The 15,811-nt window shown below is 65.6% G+C and carries 18 protein-coding genes and 1 pseudogene; 7 read left to right on the top strand and 12 right to left on the bottom strand.

The genetic code is table 11. From position 1 onward, the window contains the following. Window positions 1-5: 5 nt before the first annotated feature. From J7I85_RS01880 to J7I85_RS01870, 3 genes are read right to left on the bottom strand one after another with little or no spacing between them, the layout of a single operon-like run. A complete protein-coding gene (locus J7I85_RS01880; protein ID WP_214845886.1) occupies window positions 6-578 on the bottom strand; it encodes a GNAT family N-acetyltransferase in 573 nt (190 codons plus the stop codon). Then, on the bottom strand, window positions 575-1,954 hold the full coding sequence (locus tag J7I85_RS01875; RefSeq protein ID WP_214845884.1) for a lysine N(6)-hydroxylase/L-ornithine N(5)-oxygenase family protein: 1,380 nt from the start codon (window positions 1,952-1,954) through the stop codon (window positions 575-577). The genes J7I85_RS01880 and J7I85_RS01875 overlap by 4 nt, the downstream gene beginning before the upstream one ends. Continuing rightward, on the bottom strand, window positions 1,951-3,678 hold the full coding sequence (locus tag J7I85_RS01870; RefSeq protein ID WP_251023819.1) for a pyridoxal-dependent decarboxylase: 1,728 nt from the start codon (window positions 3,676-3,678) through the stop codon (window positions 1,951-1,953). The genes J7I85_RS01875 and J7I85_RS01870 overlap by 4 nt, the downstream gene beginning before the upstream one ends. A 556-nt stretch (window positions 3,679-4,234) precedes the next feature. On the opposite strand from J7I85_RS01870, the gene J7I85_RS01865 reads away from it, so the two are divergent. After that, window positions 4,235-4,483, top strand: a complete 249-nt coding sequence (locus J7I85_RS01865; RefSeq protein WP_214845882.1) for a hypothetical protein — start codon at window positions 4,235-4,237, stop codon at window positions 4,481-4,483. Window positions 4,484-4,547: 64 nt separating this feature from the next. On the opposite strand, the gene J7I85_RS01860 is transcribed toward J7I85_RS01865, so the two are convergent. The 6 genes from J7I85_RS01860 to J7I85_RS01835 all read right to left on the bottom strand — a co-directional run bounded on the left by J7I85_RS01860 (window position 4,548) and on the right by J7I85_RS01835 (window position 10,170). After that, complete coding sequence (locus tag J7I85_RS01860) at window positions 4,548-4,844, bottom strand: hypothetical protein (protein WP_214845881.1); 297 nt, start codon at window positions 4,842-4,844, stop codon at window positions 4,548-4,550. A gap of 183 nt (window positions 4,845-5,027) precedes the next feature. Beyond that, on the bottom strand, window positions 5,028-5,381 hold the full coding sequence (locus J7I85_RS01855) for a GNAT family N-acetyltransferase (RefSeq protein ID WP_214845878.1): 354 nt from the start codon (window positions 5,379-5,381) through the stop codon (window positions 5,028-5,030). Then, complete coding sequence (locus J7I85_RS01850) at window positions 5,378-6,691, bottom strand: acyltransferase (protein WP_251023818.1); 1,314 nt, start codon at window positions 6,689-6,691, stop codon at window positions 5,378-5,380. Before J7I85_RS01850 ends, J7I85_RS01855 begins: the two co-directional genes overlap by 4 nt. A 145-nt stretch (window positions 6,692-6,836) precedes the next feature. Further along, window positions 6,837-7,706 (bottom strand): class II fructose-bisphosphate aldolase, encoded by an 870-nt coding sequence (locus J7I85_RS01845; protein ID WP_214845876.1) that lies wholly within the window; start codon window positions 7,704-7,706, stop codon window positions 6,837-6,839. Then, complete coding sequence (locus tag J7I85_RS01840; RefSeq protein ID WP_214845874.1) at window positions 7,706-8,614, bottom strand: NAD(P)-dependent oxidoreductase; 909 nt, start codon at window positions 8,612-8,614, stop codon at window positions 7,706-7,708. The genes J7I85_RS01845 and J7I85_RS01840 overlap by 1 nt, the downstream gene beginning before the upstream one ends. An 80-nt stretch (window positions 8,615-8,694) precedes the next feature. Continuing rightward, entirely contained in the window at window positions 8,695-10,170 is a 1,476-nt protein-coding gene (locus tag J7I85_RS01835; protein ID WP_214845873.1) for a four-carbon acid sugar kinase family protein, read from the bottom strand. Between the two features lie 158 nt (window positions 10,171-10,328). On the opposite strand from J7I85_RS01835, the gene J7I85_RS01830 reads away from it, so the two are divergent. Next, window positions 10,329-11,030 carry a FadR/GntR family transcriptional regulator gene (locus tag J7I85_RS01830; RefSeq protein WP_214845865.1) on the top strand — a complete coding sequence of 234 codons (702 nt, stop codon included), beginning with the start codon at window positions 10,329-10,331 and terminating at the stop codon, window positions 11,028-11,030. 75 nt (window positions 11,031-11,105) lie between these two features. After that, window positions 11,106-11,318, top strand: a complete 213-nt coding sequence (locus J7I85_RS01825) for a dodecin (protein ID WP_102972852.1) — start codon at window positions 11,106-11,108, stop codon at window positions 11,316-11,318. An 84-nt stretch (window positions 11,319-11,402) separates the two neighbouring features. Here the strand turns inward: J7I85_RS01825 and J7I85_RS01820 are convergent, their stop codons facing one another. The 3 genes from J7I85_RS01820 to J7I85_RS01810 all read right to left on the bottom strand — a co-directional run bounded on the left by J7I85_RS01820 (window position 11,403) and on the right by J7I85_RS01810 (window position 12,823). Then, window positions 11,403-11,594 carry a hypothetical protein gene (locus J7I85_RS01820; RefSeq protein WP_214845863.1) on the bottom strand — a complete coding sequence of 64 codons (192 nt, stop codon included), beginning with the start codon at window positions 11,592-11,594 and terminating at the stop codon, window positions 11,403-11,405. A gap of 165 nt (window positions 11,595-11,759) precedes the next feature. Next, window positions 11,760-11,969, bottom strand: a complete 210-nt coding sequence (locus J7I85_RS01815; RefSeq protein ID WP_214845855.1) for a hypothetical protein — start codon at window positions 11,967-11,969, stop codon at window positions 11,760-11,762. A 137-nt stretch (window positions 11,970-12,106) separates the two neighbouring features. Further along, on the bottom strand, window positions 12,107-12,823 hold the full coding sequence (locus tag J7I85_RS01810; RefSeq protein ID WP_308159360.1) for a CDP-alcohol phosphatidyltransferase family protein: 717 nt from the start codon (window positions 12,821-12,823) through the stop codon (window positions 12,107-12,109). Window positions 12,824-12,990: 167 nt separating this feature from the next. Between J7I85_RS01810 and J7I85_RS01805 the strand changes: the two genes are divergently transcribed. From J7I85_RS01805 to J7I85_RS24785, 4 genes and pseudogenes are all read left to right on the top strand, one after another. Next, window positions 12,991-13,821, top strand: coding sequence for an aldo/keto reductase (locus J7I85_RS01805; RefSeq protein ID WP_214845852.1), 831 nt, complete (start codon window positions 12,991-12,993; stop codon window positions 13,819-13,821). A gap of 147 nt (window positions 13,822-13,968) precedes the next feature. Further along, a complete protein-coding gene (locus J7I85_RS01800; RefSeq protein ID WP_214845850.1) occupies window positions 13,969-14,232 on the top strand; it encodes a GlsB/YeaQ/YmgE family stress response membrane protein in 264 nt (87 codons plus the stop codon). A gap of 112 nt (window positions 14,233-14,344) precedes the next feature. Beyond that, complete coding sequence (locus tag J7I85_RS01795) at window positions 14,345-14,827, top strand: hypothetical protein (protein WP_214845848.1); 483 nt, start codon at window positions 14,345-14,347, stop codon at window positions 14,825-14,827. 563 nt (window positions 14,828-15,390) lie between these two features. Further along, window positions 15,391-15,811: pseudogene (locus J7I85_RS24785) on the top strand (hypothetical protein); the annotation flags it as partial.

Below are 15,811 nucleotides of genomic sequence, written 5' to 3'. Positions count from 1 at the left end.
GGTGGTCACAGTGATGCCTCCTGGGTTGATTGGCGTTTCGGGGTTGACGAACGGGCGGCGCGGGCGGAATGGAATGACTCGCGCGTGCAGAAGCTTAGGAGAGCCTGCTTATCCGGAAGGGTCACCTCGCCGGCGGGCTCAAAGCCCAGCCGCGCGTTGAGGACGTGGATCTTGGTGTTGCAGGCGTCGGGCTCCACCACCACGCGCTCCACGCCGGGCTTTTGGAAGAGCCGGTCCAGGACGGACTCCATGACGTCGGCGGTGAACCCGTTGCGCGGCGTTCCCTGCAGCGGAGCAACCAGCAGGTGCATGCCGATATCGCCCGGCTGGACGGCGTAGACGCCATTGAGCGGCGACGACTCCGGCAGGTACTCCTCCATCAGGAAGGCGGGAACGCCATCGCCGATGCCCAGCAGCGCGTGGTGGTGTCCGCTGGACTGGATTTTTGCATACTCCGCCGCGACGTCCTCGGCCGTCGCGTTCAGCATTCCCCAGAAGGAGGCGTACGGGCGGGTGACCCAGCTGTGTATGAGTGGCGCGTCGGCAGCCGGGTCGAGGCAGCGGAACGTGAAGCTCATGCGGGCACCTCCGCCTGTGCAGTCACTCCAGCGGGCGACGGTCCATCCACTGGCGCAACCTCCGCGGGTGCGCCGAACTCCTGGAAGGCAATGCTGCGCTCCACCGGATAGACCTCGCGGCCCAGGATTTCCCGGAGGATGCACGAGTTCCGGTACGCAGCCATGCCGAGGTCCGGCGTGACGAAACCGTGGGTGTGGAGTTCGGCGTTCTGCACGAAGATTTCGGCGGGTTCGACGCCGGTGCTGTAGTTGCGCTGCACGGCGAACCTTCCGGCTTCGTCCCGGGCAATGCGCTCCTGCACGCCGCGAAGGAACACCGGCTCGCGGTACGCGTATCCGGTGGCGAGGACCACCGCCTCCGTCTCCAGCGAGTAGTCCGTGCCCTGCTCCCCGTGGGTCAGCGCCAGGGTGTGGGACCCGGCGGAGGCGTTCCAGGCGGCACCGGTCACGGTCGCATGCGTGAGCAGCCGGGTGTCCACCATGCCGGAGAGACTCTTGGTGTACAGGAGGTCGTAGATCGCGTCGATGAGCTCGGAGTTGATGCCCTTGTAGAGGTTCTTCTGGCTCCTGATGAGGAAGTCGCGCCGGTCCTGCGGGAGCCCGTGGAAATAGTCAACGTACTCCGGCGAGGTCATCTCCAGCGTGAGCTTGGTGTACTCCAGCGGGAAGAACCTGCCCGAACGCGTGACCCAGTTGAGCTGGTACCCGTGCACGTCGATGTCCTGAAGCAGTTCGTAATAGATCTCCGCCGCGCTCTGCCCGCTGCCGACGATGGTGATGCTGCGCTGCTGCTGGAGTTCGCTCTTGCGCGCCAGGTAGTCCGCGTTGTGCAGGACCGGTCCCCCGGCCCCCAGAATCCCGCGGCACGCGTCCGGGACGTAGGGCGATGTTCCGGTGCCAAGCACCAGCCGGCGTGCACGAAGCACCTTCGGACCCGCCGGGCCGTCCACTGAAAGCGTGTACACGCCGGCGTCGTACGTCACTTCGGTGACGTCCGTGCCAAACCGGACCGAATGCAACTGGCCGGCAACCCACTGGCAGTACTGGTTGTACTCGGCCCGCAGCGGGTAGAAGTTTTCGCGGATGTAGAAGCGGTAGAGCCGCCCGGTCTGCTTGAGGAAATTCAGGAAGGAGTACGGTGACGTCGGATCCGCCAGGGTCACGAGGTCCGCCATGAACGGCACCTGCAGATGGGCGGGCTCCAGCATCATGCCGGGGTGCCAGTCGAAGGATTCGCTGCGCTCGAGGAACACGCCGTCCAGGCCCTCGATGGGTTCGCTCAGCGCGGCGAGCCCCAGGTTGAAGGGCCCGACGCCGATCCCGGCGAAGTCGTAAACGCGGTCTGTGCCTGAGCTGCTGAACGATGGCGTGCTCATGCGTGCGTCTCCGTGCGTGCGGGGAAAACGGCACCCGGGAGATCGGCATCCAGCAGACTTTCGCCCGAGCTTCGAAGCAGGCCGATGATCTCGCTGATGTCCTCGAGCGTTGCCTCGGCGTTGAGGAGCGTGAACTTCAGGTAGTGCCTTCCGGCGACCTTGGTGCCCGCCACGACAGCCTGCCCAGACGCGAACACCGCCGCACGGATGGCCGGGTTCAGCTCATCGGCCCCGTCCTCCGAAAGCCTTGTTCCGTCTGCCAGGACCGGCCGGTACCGGAAAACCAGCGTGCTCAGCTGGGGTTCGGCCGCCAGCTCGAAGTCATCGTCTGCCGCGAGTACCGAGCCCACCCGGGCTGCCAGGTCAATCGCCTCGTCGAGCAGCGCGCCAACGGCAGCGGCGCCCATGATCCGGAGCGTGAGCCACAGCTTGAGGGCGTCGAACCGGCGTGTGGTCTGGATGCTCTTGTCCACCTGGTTGGGGATCTCGGCGCGAGCCGCGGTTTCCGGGTTGAGGTAGTCGGCGTAGTAGGTGACGTGGCGCAGCATTGCACCCTCGCGGACCAGCAGCGCGCTGGAGCTGACCGGCTGGAAGAAGGTCTTGTGGAAGTCCACCGTAACGGAGTCCGCCAGCCGGGTGCCGTCCAGGAGATGGCGGTGGCGGTTGGAGACCATGAGCCCGCCGCCGTACGCGGCGTCAACGTGGAACCATGCGCCGTAGGCTCCGGCCAGGGCAGCTAGCTCGGCCAGCGGATCCACGGCGCCGAAGTCCGTGGTCCCGGCGGTACCCACAACCGTCATGGGAATCAGGCCGTCGTCGTGGGCCGTAGCCAGCGCGCTGGCCAGGGCTGCCGGATCCATCCGGTGGTCCGCCGCGCAGGCGACGGATACGACGGCGTCGAACCCCAGTCCCAGCATGGAGGCCGACTTCTGGATGCTGAAATGGCTGTCCACTGACGTGAAGATCCGCAGCTTCTCCAGCAGCAGCGGCAGGCGCAGCCCCTCGTTCGCCGGATCCTGCCGCAGCCGGGCCACCGCATGGTTGCGGGCAATGAGCAGTGCCTGCAGATTGGACTGGCTGCCCCCGGACGTGAACACGCCGTCGGCATCGTGCCCCAGTCCGAGCCGCTCTGCCGTCCAGTCGATCAGGCGGCGCTCGATCATGGTGGCGCCCGCGCTCTGGTCCCACGTGTCCATTGACGAGTTCACGGCCGAGAGCACCGCCTCCCCCACAAGGGCGGGAATGACCACCGGGCAGTTCAGGTGCGCGGCGTACTTCGCGTCATGGAAGTACACGGCGTCACGCAGGTAGGTGTGCTGCAACTCCTCGAGGGCCGCCGCGGTGTCGGGCAGCGGCCGCTCCAGGTCCACTGCCTCCACGCGGCACTTCATCTCGGCCGGGCCGACGCCGGTGAACGGCTGCGAGGTCCGCTCGACTTTGGTGGCCACGGCGTTGACGCCCTGCAGCACCTGCGCCACGTAGCGCGGGGCGTTCCGGGCATTAAAGAGCTGGTTGCTGGCGGCGAGGGCGAGTTCCACGCCGGACCCGAAGTCCAGGCCTGATGGTTCCTGGCCGGTCGTCTGGGCAGCCAGGTTCCGCGCGGACGGGTTCAGGGCAGCCGAATTCCGGTCCGACGTGTTCGGGTCAGACGTGTTTTGGGCGCACGGTCCGGTTCCGGCATCGAAGTCCGCGCGTGGCTCGTCCACGTCGGGCAGCAGCGTCATAGGTCATCCTTTTTTCGGTGGGATATGCACCAGGCACCCGCATCGGATACCAAGCAAGGACAGCCTTACTTAGGGGATCCTTTTAGTCAAACTTCTGTGATGTAATTTCCGGCCGCCACTCGTATCCAGGGATTTTCTTCGTTATCCGGGGTCATTGACTTTCCCGGCGCGGCCGAACGGCACATAATGCCAACCGCGGAAGGGCGGGCGCCACGGGGCACAGGGCCGGACAAGCGGAGTAGAGTTTTTGGCACGAGGCGTAGACCGCAGCAGGAAGCAGGGGGACATGTCCGGCAGTGAGCATGATCCGATAAATTTTCGGGAAGTCGATCCGCAGGGAAATCCCACCGGATACGGGCGCATGACGCCCGCCAGTGACGGCCGGTTCGGCCCTTCAATGGCAGGCCAGGGTAGGCAGGAATTTGGGCAGCCGGGCTTTGGGCCGGGACAACCGGGCGCTGGATATCAAGGCGCCGGGCAGCCAACCGTCGGACCGGGTCAACCAGGTTTCGCACCCCACGAGGCGGCGGACTTCGGGCAGCGGAGCCGCTTGGCCGTGAACCCATTCATCGCGGCGCTGTGGGTTATCGTGGCGATCCTGCTGGTGTCGCCGTTCGGAGTCTTCACGCTCGCGCAGGAATCACTGAATGCAGGCACCGAGCCGCAGGTCATGCCCGTCAGCTACATGTGGATCACGTTCGCGCCGCAGATCCTTTTCGGCGGGCTGGTCGGAGTCCTCGGGCTGCTTTTCTGGCACGCGGCGCAATGGCAACGGAACCGCGCAAAGCAGCCCCCGCCGTCGTAACCCCCACCCAGCGCGAACGGGCACTTGAGCACCCAGCGCGAACGGATCCTTAAGCACCCGTTCCCTACCCGGCGGGGACCTCAGTTACCACGGGGCCGGCCGGATCGACGGCGGCCGAGTGGGACGAGCCAAGGTGGCGCAGCCGGAGCTCCTCGGTGACCTGGACATACCAGAAGCGCGCGCCGAAAGCAGGGCTGGGCGTGTCCAAATGCCGGTACAGCCCGTCCGCCAGCCGGGCCAACTCGGCATCCGGAACCGACGCGAGGGTTGCAGCCGCGTCCACGGCCTCGTTCAGGCATCCGTCCAGAAGCCCGCACAGTTCCTCGTCCGTCATGGGACCGGCCGCTACGTCTTCAGGCATAGCTTCTTCGTTCGTCGCCGCGTCAGTCATCGCCGCGGCACACGCAGTTGTTGGTTCAAAGAGATCCCCAAAAAGAGAGTCTGAAGGCCAACTGCATAGCCCTGCCCGATCGTACGGAAATGTCCCCGCGGTCACAAGTACCGCGGTTCACGGCATATGGGGACCTTACGGCGTGAGGGCGCTTCAGGTGCCGAGTAGCTTGGGCGCGTCCGCCTCAGGCCAGTCGATGCACTGCGTGTATATCTCGTGTTTGCGCAGGTAGCGGGCCGTAAACGGGCAGTGCGGGATGATCCGCTTGCCCGACGCCACAACATCGTCAAGGGCAAAATGGATCAGCACCTTGGCCAGACCGTGGCCCTGGAACTGCTCGGACGTCTGGGTGTGGATGAAGTCCACGTGCCCTGGCTGGTCTTCGAACCTGACTTCCACCGCCAGCTTCCCGCCCACGTGCAGTTCGTAGCGGTGGAGTGCATCGTTCCGGAAGGTGGTGACGTCCGGGGTGAATTGGTCCTCGGTGGCTGTCGTGTTCTCGGTCATGGTTCGACATTGGCACTTAATGGCTGTGCTGGCAATGGTCGAATTCCGCGCGCGGGAACGCGCCCCAGCAACAGCACGGCCAGGACAAAGCAGGCGGCACCGCCGCCCAGGAGTCCAAGCGTCAGGCCGTTGACGGCGGCGTCTGCCATCGGGACAAAAACGACGACGACGGCGGTCGCCACGGCGGCCGGCGCCCGGCCGCTCGAGTGCATGGCCGGCGTCGGCCGTTCCTCAAGCCGCCCGAACAGGCCGACCGCGGGCAGCAGGAGGAGGACCACCCCGAGGAAAACGAGCGGGCGTGACCACCACCATTCCGCGCTGCCCGAGGTGGGCTTAGGAAAGTCGGACAGCAGGAGCAGCCCGGTCATGGCAGCCAGCAGCGGCAGGTGCCAAAGGTAGACCGTCATGGCATGCCGGCCGGCAACGGCCATCACGGCACGGATCCAGCGCACGGCCGCTACGGCGTTCAGCAGGGGCCTGGAAAGCTGCAGCACCGCCGCCTGCGAGATACCCAGCAGGAACAGGCTGAGGTTGGGCGGATTAAGGTTCACCAGCATGTTGTCCCGGTACAGGCCCAGCACCACCAGGACGACCATCAGCAGGTTGCTCGCGGCGATCAGCCCCACCAGCTGCGACCTGCTCCACCGATCCAGCCGGCCGTCCGCCATAAAGAACCCGAGTTGCTGCGCGGCGCACCACACGAACACCATGTTGATGTAAGCGAGCGTCGGGAAAGCCCCGCGGAAGCAGTCAACCGTCACCACGAGCGCCACCAGGCCCAGCAGAGTCAGCCACGGGGCACGCCGGTGCAGCCTCACCAGGAGCGGAATGTTCAGCTGGGCCGCCAGATAGGCCGCGAGGAACCACAGCGGCATCCCGGCCCCGCTGGCCAGCAGCTGCACCACCTGCGGATCCACACCGGCCAGCAGCGCACCCCAGAGGCCGACGAACATGACCGCGAGCAGGGCTGCCGCCGGGCGGACCAGGCGCAGCAGCCGGGACTGGATGAACTCAAAGCCGCTGCCGCCGCGCGCCTGCATGCGCCGCCAGGACTGCGCCCCGGTGATGCCTCCGGCCACGAAGAACAGCGGCATCACCATGAAGACCCAGATGACCGGCTCGAACCAGTCCTGCTCGGCCAGGGTGTTTTCCGTGGTGACGGTGCCGTCCGGGTGCAGCACCGGGCTGGTCATCATGCAGTGACCCACCACCACAAGGACAAGGCAAATGAGGCGGGCCATATCGATGGCCAGGTCGCGGCCGGGCACGGCAATGTCTGTCCCCGCCCCCGGCTGCGTGGAATTCTTCATGGCGCCCCCACCAATGGAACTCGCTTACGTCGTTGTAGTTTCCATTGTGCGCCAACTTGACCCCATGTGGCGGCCTGGAGTTTTTGTACACTTATTGGCCCCAAAAGGCCCCCGAACTCGCGATACGTGTACAAAAACTCCAAGGTCAGCGGCTGAGGATCGCCAGCGTGCCGGTGCTGAAGTCCTTCGCGGCGGCGTTCCACCGGGCCAGCAGGCCCTGCAGGTTTTCGCCGTCGGCCCGGTGCGCTGGAAGCTGTTCCTCGAGCGTGGCGAGGACGCCGGTGCGGAGTTCAGTGTTGAAGTTGACCTTGCCCACGTTCATGGCAGGGGCCTTGGCCAGTTCGTCGGCCGGAATGCCCGAGGCGCCATGGAGCACCAGCGGGATGTGCGTCCGCACGGCAATGTCCTGCAGGACATCCCAGCGCAGCCGGGGCTCGCCCCTGTACTTCCCGTGAACGTTGCCCACGGCCACGGCGAGCAGCTGCGCGCCTGTCCGTGCCACGAAGTCCTCCACCTGGGCGGAGTCGGTGAGCCCGGCAACCTCGTTGCCCGCGGCCTCGCCTTCGGCACCGAACGCCTTGTCCTCGTCGCCGGCCAGGCCGCCGAGTTCAGCCTCCAGGACTACCCCGGCATGGCCGCGGGCCTCGAGCGCGGACCGCACTGCATTCACCAAGGCGATGTTTTCTTCATACGGCAGCGCCGAGCCGTCGGCCAGGACGGAGTCCGCCCCGGCCGCGACGGCGGCGGTAATGATGTCAAGGTCGGAGGCGTGGTCCAGCTGCACGGCAACCGGCACGGACGCGGCGTCGGCCAGGCCCCGGAGCGCGGAGATGAGCCTCAGTCCGTTGGCGGTGGCGGCGGTCTTGGGTGCCACCAGCAGGATGACGCCGCGCTTTGACTCCTCCCCGGCACTCACCACCGCCAGGGCCGTGGTGAAGTCGTAGCAGGTGAACGCCGGCACGGCCGCCCCCTGTTGGAGGGCCGATCCCACCAGTTCATCGAGTTGGACCCGCATCAGCCTTCCCCGGCAGTCCGCTTGGTGGGGGCAACTACCTTGATGACGGCGGAGTCGTCCGCGGCGGCCAGCCCGTGGGCCTGGCCCAGCAGGTACAGCTGCTCGGCGGCGGCGGCAACGGGGGTCGCCAGGCCCGCACTGCGGGTGGCCTTGCCCACGATGCCCATGTCCTTGATGAAGATGTCCAGGCGGCTGAGCACCTCGGCGCCTTCCTCGGTGTAGGCCTCCAGGATCCGCGGGCCGCGGTTGGACAGCATGAAGGAGCCCGCGGCGCCGACCTCGAGGGCGGCCAGGGTCTTTGCCTGGTCCAGGCCCAGGGCATCGGCCAATGCCATTGCCTCGGCTGCGGCTGCGATGTGGATGCCGCACAGCAGCTGGTTGACGGTCTTCAGCGCCTGCCCGTCACCGGGCTTGTCGCCGACGACCGTCAGGGTGGAGGCGAGCAGCTCCAGAACCGGACGAGCAGATTCCAGTACCTTAGGTTCGGCTCCGACGACGATCAGCAGGTCGCCTTCGCCTGCACGCTTCGGGCCGCCGGACAGCGGGGCGTCCACGAGCCCGACGCCGAACTCGGCCAGGCGGGCGACGGTGGACGGGATGGCCTCCGTGCCCACGGTGCTGGTCAGGATGACGACGGCGCCCGGCTTCAGCACCGAGGCCACGCCGTTCCCGCCGAACAGGACCTCGTCGAGCTGTTCGCTGTTGCGCACGGCGAGCAGCAGCGCGTCAGTGTCCTGGGCGGCGTCGCGGGCGGAAGCGAAGGTCTTCACGCCGGATTCCTCGGCGAGGCGCAGGCGCGGTTCGGCGATGTCGAACCCGTGGACGGTCAGCTGGCTGGCGAGGCGGGTGGCCATGGGCAATCCCATGGCGCCCAGTCCGAGGACGGTGACTGTGTAATTCGAGGTCATGGTGTTCTCCAATGAAATTTGGCTGGGCCACGCCGGCGAGGGCCTCGGCCGAGGTTGCGAGGTTAGGGCGTGCGCGGGGACTAGAACGTGTTGCTGAGCTTGCTGGTGACCTGGGCGAGCGACTCGTCATCACCGACATTGCCGGCAAAAACGATGTACGGGATCCCCTTGGCCGGGCCGTCGACCGGCTCCCACAAGCTCACGATGCCCGGCAGCATAGGCCCGCGGACGATCGCATGCCGGATCTCCAGCCCGTGCGCCGCCACATCCGAGGACGTGATACCGCCCTTGGCGATGACAAACCGAGGCGGGAAGGTTTTCAGCGTCCGGTTCACTACGGCGACGACGGCGGCGGACACGGTGCGCGCGATCCGCAGGCTTTCGGCCGGGTCATCGGTCTTGATGAGCAGGCGGCTCGTGTGGACGATGACGTCGCCGCCGCGCAGCGCCTCCACGACGGTGTCCACCGTCTGGTCGAGGTACGCGGCTGCCTCCTCACCGAGGAGCTTTTCGACGTCGATCTCGACAATGCGTGCACTGCTGTGCCGGTGGGTGAGCACCTTGAGCTGCCGGGTGGTCACGCCCACGTGGGAGCCGACGACGATCAGGCCGCCGGCTTCGGACGGGGTGTTGCCCGCGTACGCTTCCTCGCCGCTGAGTTCAGGCCTGATGTCCTGACCGATCCGGGCACGCATGAACGGCGGGCCAACCCGGTACAGCAGCTTCTTGCCGCGGCGCTCGGCCTCCTCCAGGCCCAGCGCCAGGGCGCGCATGTCGTTTTCCGTGACAATGTCCACCACGATGGGCGTGGACTGCGTGGCCGGCTCAATCGCGTCAGCAATTGCCTTGGCCGACACCTCTGCCTGCCCGGTGGCGGAACCGGCGCGGATGATGTTCAGGTCCAGCACAATCACGGAGTCTGCGGAAAACCGGCCCTGCGACTTCTCTTCCACGTACTTGGCCATCTCGGAATTGGCGAAGCCGAAGGTGGCGTCCTTGGCGAATTCCGTCTCGGCAACGGGGACCAGCTGGCCGGCCTCCGGGCCGCGCGTGTAGTGCACGCCGCCAATGGTGATGCGGCCGGCGTCGGGAAATGCCGGAACCATCACGACGCCGTCTGTTGACTCGCCACTTTCCGCCGCCACCGTCGCGGCAATGACGTCCGGTTCCAGGGGGAAGTGTCCGCGGAGGGTCGAGTCGCTGCGGCTCACAAAGCCGAGCTTGACCTCTCCTTCGCTGTTACGGGCAGCGGCAAGGGCGTTGCGCACCACCTCTTCATTGCGTTCAGCCGCTTCTGCCGGGTCGAGGCTGCGGGTGTTCGTCAGCACGTACACGGCGGGCTTACCCTGATGGAGAGCCCACTGGAAGTCCTCGACTTCCCAGCGGGTGAGCACAGGAAGATCCGCCACTGACTGCGTGCCGGTGGGATCGTCGTCGAGCACCACGAGGACGCGCGGGGACGTGGCAGCCGTGGCCGCAACAGCGTCGGCCACCTGCCGGGCAGGGATCTGGAGCTCGGCGGGAAAGGCGGCCAGAACGTCGGATTCTAGGGGCACTGTGCACTCCGTTGTGTCGAAACTGTCTTGCGGATGGCTTTGTCAGATGTCAGACATCTGTCGTTTGATGCTAGTGTGGCATAACGCACAGCACGTGCGCAAGTACACTTTGTGCAGACATCTCAGGCCGTAAAGGCCGCACACGCTGAACGGAACAAATGGCACGCAAATCATTGGTGGGCGTCGTCGCCGACGAACTCCTTGACCGCATTATTTCCGGTGAGTTTCCGCCCGGCAGCAGCGTGCCGGGAGAACTGGAACTCAGCGCACGGCACGACGTCAGCCGCATGACAGTGCGGGAGGCGATGAAGACCCTCGAGGCGCAGCGCATTCTTAGTGTGGAACGAGGCCGCGGCACGTTCGTGAACCCGCTCAACCGCTGGTCGTCACTCGAGGCAGTGCTGCGGGCCGCCTCCGAGGGGCAGAACGGCCCGGCCGCCGCGGTCCAGCTGATCGAGTTGCGGCGGATGCTGGAAACGGGTGCCTGCGAGCTGGCGGCACAACGCATTACCGATGCCGAGCTTGAAGGCCTTCGGGACTGCGTGGCGGACATGCGGAAGGCTCACCAGGGCAATGATGTGGCAAGCTTTGTTGCCGCCGACTTGGCTTTCCATGACCAGATACTGCAGGCGTCTGAGAACGTCTTTGTGGCCGTCCTCTTTGAACCGCTGCACCGCGTTCTCGAACAGGGACGGACCGAAACCTCGAAGGTGCCGGATATCCAGGAGCATGCGATCGGGCACCACCAGAACATCTACGAGGCCTTGGCTGCCCGCGATCCACAGCAGGCACGCAATGCCATGGACGCCCACATGCTGCAAACCCTCAGCGACCTCAGAAGCTACGTGCTGGAAACCTAGTCCCCGGGCGCCGCGTCCGATACTCTGCAGGAACGGCCCGCAGCCGGGTATCGATGGCGATCACGAGGAGCGAAGTTGTCTAATAACACCTACAGCATTTCTGAAATTGTCGGAACCTCGACCGAAGGCGTCGACGCGGCCGTCCGCAACGGCATTTCTGACGCGGCGAAGACGCTGCGCAACCTGGACTGGTTCGAAGTCAAGGAGGTCCGCGGCCACCTCGAGAACGGCCAGGTGGCGGACTGGCAGGTCACCCTCAAGCTCGGGTTCCGACTCGAGCGGGACTGACTGAGCCATACCGGGTCTGACCGGGCGGTAGCGGAACCAGTAATGCGGCGCCGGCTGAGGTTCAGCCGGCGCCGCATAACTTGCTTAATCCTGGCCGGCAGCTCTCCGGCGCCACACAGTGGGAATCCCGTGGAACGCGGGAAATACCTGTCCTTCAAAGAAGGCGTGCGCCTCGTCCGGCGCGTCGGCAGGGACCCACATTCCCGACGCCGGGCAGTGGGTTCCGGTCGCAGCGGAGGGTGTCTGGCGTTCCCGAAGCAGTGCGATGCGTTTCATCGTTGAATGTCATCCTTGGGTCGGAGGGCTGGTAGAAGTTCCTCCTCCAAGGCTATGAAACGCGCCACACGGCCCCAATGGGCGAATGAATAAAATCCAGAGCTCCGGCTGGGCATCAGCACAGACCCGCCCGCGGAGCGAGCTGGGCGTGCGGTTCAGCAGGTGCTACCGAGTGGGCGGCCGTTGGGGATCCTCCAGCGCGGGCTCGTCAGGTTCGCCGTCCGGGCCGGTGGGCGGTCCGGGGTTGTCCTGGTGAGGAACTGCGGGTTCCTCCCGGGGCGGGTCCTGGTTGGGGTCGAAGGGGAAGCCCTCTGGCGAACCACCCTCGTGCTGGTCGGTCGGGCTCCGCTCCGGATCGGCGGGCGTTTCGCTCATGGTCTGGATCCTTAGCTGTTGGAAGGGCAAGGATTTTTCTCCTGCCGGGCCACTCCAAGGATTACCAGCGGGGCCGTGGTTAGTCCAGAGCACCAAGCCCTGCGAGAAGTGTCGGAAGATCCGTTCAGCCGTCACCGTCAGTTCACCAATTCGGTGCTGGAGTGCCGGCCCGTCCACTTCCGGTGGCCTTGCTCCAGTTCGACGACGTCCCGGCCAAACGAAGTCACCAGCGCCACAAGCGCCAGAACAACGGCAGCGGTGCTGATTCCGCCGGGCACCCCCGGCGTGAGTGCCAGCAGCAAGGCGAAGGGCTGGTACGCACCTATAACCTTGCGCAGCCTCTTAACAGGCAGCGTTCGCTTAAGTTCACGCCGGAACCATCCGGCGGCGACGAAGGCGTACCACATGAGTCCGATGGCCAGGACCCAGGGACCGACGATGGGTACAGCCGCGCACGACAGCACGAGGACCAGCGCGGCATCGGTCTGGACATCCAGCCGACCTCCCGCCGGGCTCCCGCAGGCAAAACGCCGCGCAACGGCCCCGTCCACCGCGTCAAGAAGGAAAGCCGCCGCACCCAGCACGACCATCGGCACGCCGGACCCGGTTCCGCCGAACAACGCTGGAACCGTTATCGCCGCGCAGCACGAAATTAACACAGCGCGAATCAGGGTAACGCGGTCCGCGGCCGTGGTCAGCCGGGGCTTGCGGAGGAGGACGGAAGCCGCGGCATTTCCCACCACCGCCAGTCCGGCACCTATAGCGGAAAGGAAGTACGTTGCTTCAGCACCTGCCGCGGTCAGGATCCAACTCCCGGACACGAGGAAACCAGCTATGGCAACGGCTACGTCCACCAGAGCGCGCCTACCGAGCAAGACCTGCATATGCCTCCCTGCGCTCATCGTAACAACAGGAAGTCCATGAGCATCCATGCGCTGACCTCGGAAGATAGCAAGAACGGACCCGCAAGGCAGCAACCGGGGTCTGGGCAAACTGCCCCCGATAGGAAAGACTCTTCCGCATGGCACAAGCACCAGTCATCGAGCTGAATGACGGCAACCGGATCCCTCAGATCGGCCTTGGCACCTGGCCGCTGAACGACCGGGAGGTGAGTGACGCCGTCGTACGGGCTGCGGAAGCCGGGTATCGGCATATCGATACCGCCGTGCGATACGGGAACGAGGCCGGCGTCGGATCCGGCATTCGTGCCAGCGGCCTGGACCGGACGGAGTTCTTCGTCACCACCAAACTGGACGGCGAATTCCAGGGCGCGGATCTGGCTGCGGCAGGCCTTGAGGGCTCGCTGAAGCGGCTCAACCTGGACTATGTGGACTTGCTGCTGATCCACTGGCCGCTCCCCCGCCGCGGAGAATTCATCTCCACTTGGAAGACCTTTGAACGGCTGCAGGGCGAAGGGAAAGTCCGATCGATCGGCGTATCGAACTTCAGACCCGCTCATCTGGAAAAGCTCATGTGGGAGACCGACGTGGTGCCGGCCGTCAACCAGATCCAACTCAACCCCTCGGTAACCCGCTCCGCGGACTGCGCCTACAACGAGCGGCACGGGATCGCCACAGAATCGTACAGCCCGCTAGGTGCGGGTTCGGGGCTGCTGTCCGCGCCCGTCCTGACACGAATCGCCGGCAAACACGGCAAAACGGTGAGCCAGGTGGTGTTGCGCTGGCACGTACAGCAGGGGTTGGTGGCCATCCCCAAGTCCTCCGATCCCCAGCGGATGAAGGAGAACATCGAGGTCTTCGACTTCGCTCTGGATGAAGAGGACCTGAATGCCATTAGCACCCTCGATGAAGGCCCCGAGGCGGGGGTGAATTCAGACGTCCAGGGCCACTAGCGCCCGGCCCCCGGCGTGCGCTGCCGGTAGCCCCTCACCGGATAGCGACTGGAAAATAAATAGTAAGCATGATTAGTATTGAGCAGAAGGACGAAGCGTACCCGGCAATCCGGGTAACTCCTCTAGATGAAGAAGGAACGATAAAAGATGGGTTTTTTCGCATTTCTGATTCTTGGCCTCATTGCTGGAGCCATTGCTAAGGCCATCCTCCCCGGCCGGCAGGGCGGCGGCATTTTCATCACGCTTCTGCTTGGTGTGGTTGGCGCAATTCTCGGCGGCTTCATCGGCAGCGCGCTCTTTAATGTCGGTATCAACGAGTTCTTCTCGCTGTCCACCTGGCTGCTGGCGATCGGAGGCGCACTTATCGTGCTGCTGGTTTACGGCATGATTACCAAGCGCTCGGCCCACTAGACAGGGCAAGCCGGAACCGGCTCCGGGAATCCTCCCGGGGCCGGTTTCCTACCCCAGGCCCTACGGGGCCGAACCAAATCGTACAGATCCCCCTCAAGAGTAGGAGATCATCATGAAATCTAAACTTCTCTTCGGCGCCGGAATCGCTGCAGGCTATGTGCTCGGATCCAGGTCCGGCCGGGCAGCGTACGACAAGCTCAAAGCACGCGCTGCAGGCATCTGGGACAGCAAGCCGGTCCAGGACAAGGTCACGGCAGCAACCGAAGCCGTCAAGGACAAGGCCCCTGAGGTTGGTGACCAACTAGCGGTAGCCGCGCGCCGGGCAGGAACCGTGCTCGGCTCGGCCATGCACCGCGATGCATCGAAGTCGGGTGACGCTGGTACCGCTTCTACCGGCACTGCGTCTGCAGCCGGTACATCGGCAGACAGCGGGCACGTGCCCGCCCACAGCACGCATCCGGAGACGGTAAACCTCGGAACCTCCGATGTTGAAACCGATCCGGCACTCAACGACAGCACGGGTCAGGACTGGTCCGACGAGGGTGGGGCGACTCCCGGCGGGGCTGCCACGAATGTAAATCCGGACAAGCGGTAGCTTCAGGGTTGGCTGCTTGAGCCTGCATCCTGGGCGGTGTGGGTAAAAACTAGAAATGTCAGAGCCCTCTGACAATGTTTTCCCATGGAAGCCATCAGGGAAGACGCGGACGGTACGCCAGGCCGGGCAGCAGTGCCCGGCCTGCGTGCTGCCCTGCTGCGTAGCGTCCCCGCTTCCGGGCGACCGGCTTTTGCCGAATCGGGCGCCGCCGTTGCAGACACATCTTCGTCCGACGGCGGTGCTGCCGCCTGCTTAGTAGCGCAGGCGCCCCGGGTCACGGCTAAAAATGTCAGAGCCCGTTGAGATAGTTTTCCTATGGAAGCCATTGGAGAGCATCGAACGGATACCGCAGTCGGGACTGACGTCTCGGCTTCAGCGCGGCTGCTCTGCTGCCCGGCCGCGGGCTTCGCAGTGTTCCCTCGGCCGGTTCGCTTTCTGGCAACCCGATACTTTCTGACGCCCAATTAGGCGGAACGTCCGACGGCGGTGCTGCCGCCGGCTTCGCGGCCGCCAACCGCGGTGCTGCCGATGTGGCAACTACTGAGCTGGGGTCGCCAGCGCCGGTGACTCCTGACTTGAAGGCGGCCCTGGCGCTGCTGGACACGGCGACCACCGCGGCACCGGACGAGCTGGCCGGAGCCAACTTCCTCCAGGCGGCCGATTTCGCAGAGCTCACCGAGGAACTCTCCCGCCGCGTCGAATACCTCCAGCTCCAGGCCGCCGACGCGGTGGACCGGACGCGGACCGAGGCCATCAGCGCCGCCGAGACCGCCAGCCGCGCGGCCGGCTGGACCACCGGCTGGGGCACCGAACCCGAACCAGCTGCGGCTACCGTCTCCGGATCAGCTCCACCGAAGCCCGCCGCCGCCTCGCCCTCGCCGGCGCCACCCTCCCCCGCACCGGACTCGCCGGACGGCCCATGCCACCGGCACACGAAGAAACCGCCGCCGCCCTCACCGCCGCGATCATCGCCTCCCGCGCCGG

This window comes from Arthrobacter sp. ISL-65, from assembly GCF_018613795.1.
Taxonomy (GTDB): domain Bacteria; phylum Actinomycetota; class Actinomycetes; order Actinomycetales; family Micrococcaceae; genus Arthrobacter.
The sequence above is the reverse complement of the archived record's forward strand: the minus strand, read 5'-3'. Positions and strand labels throughout refer to the sequence as shown.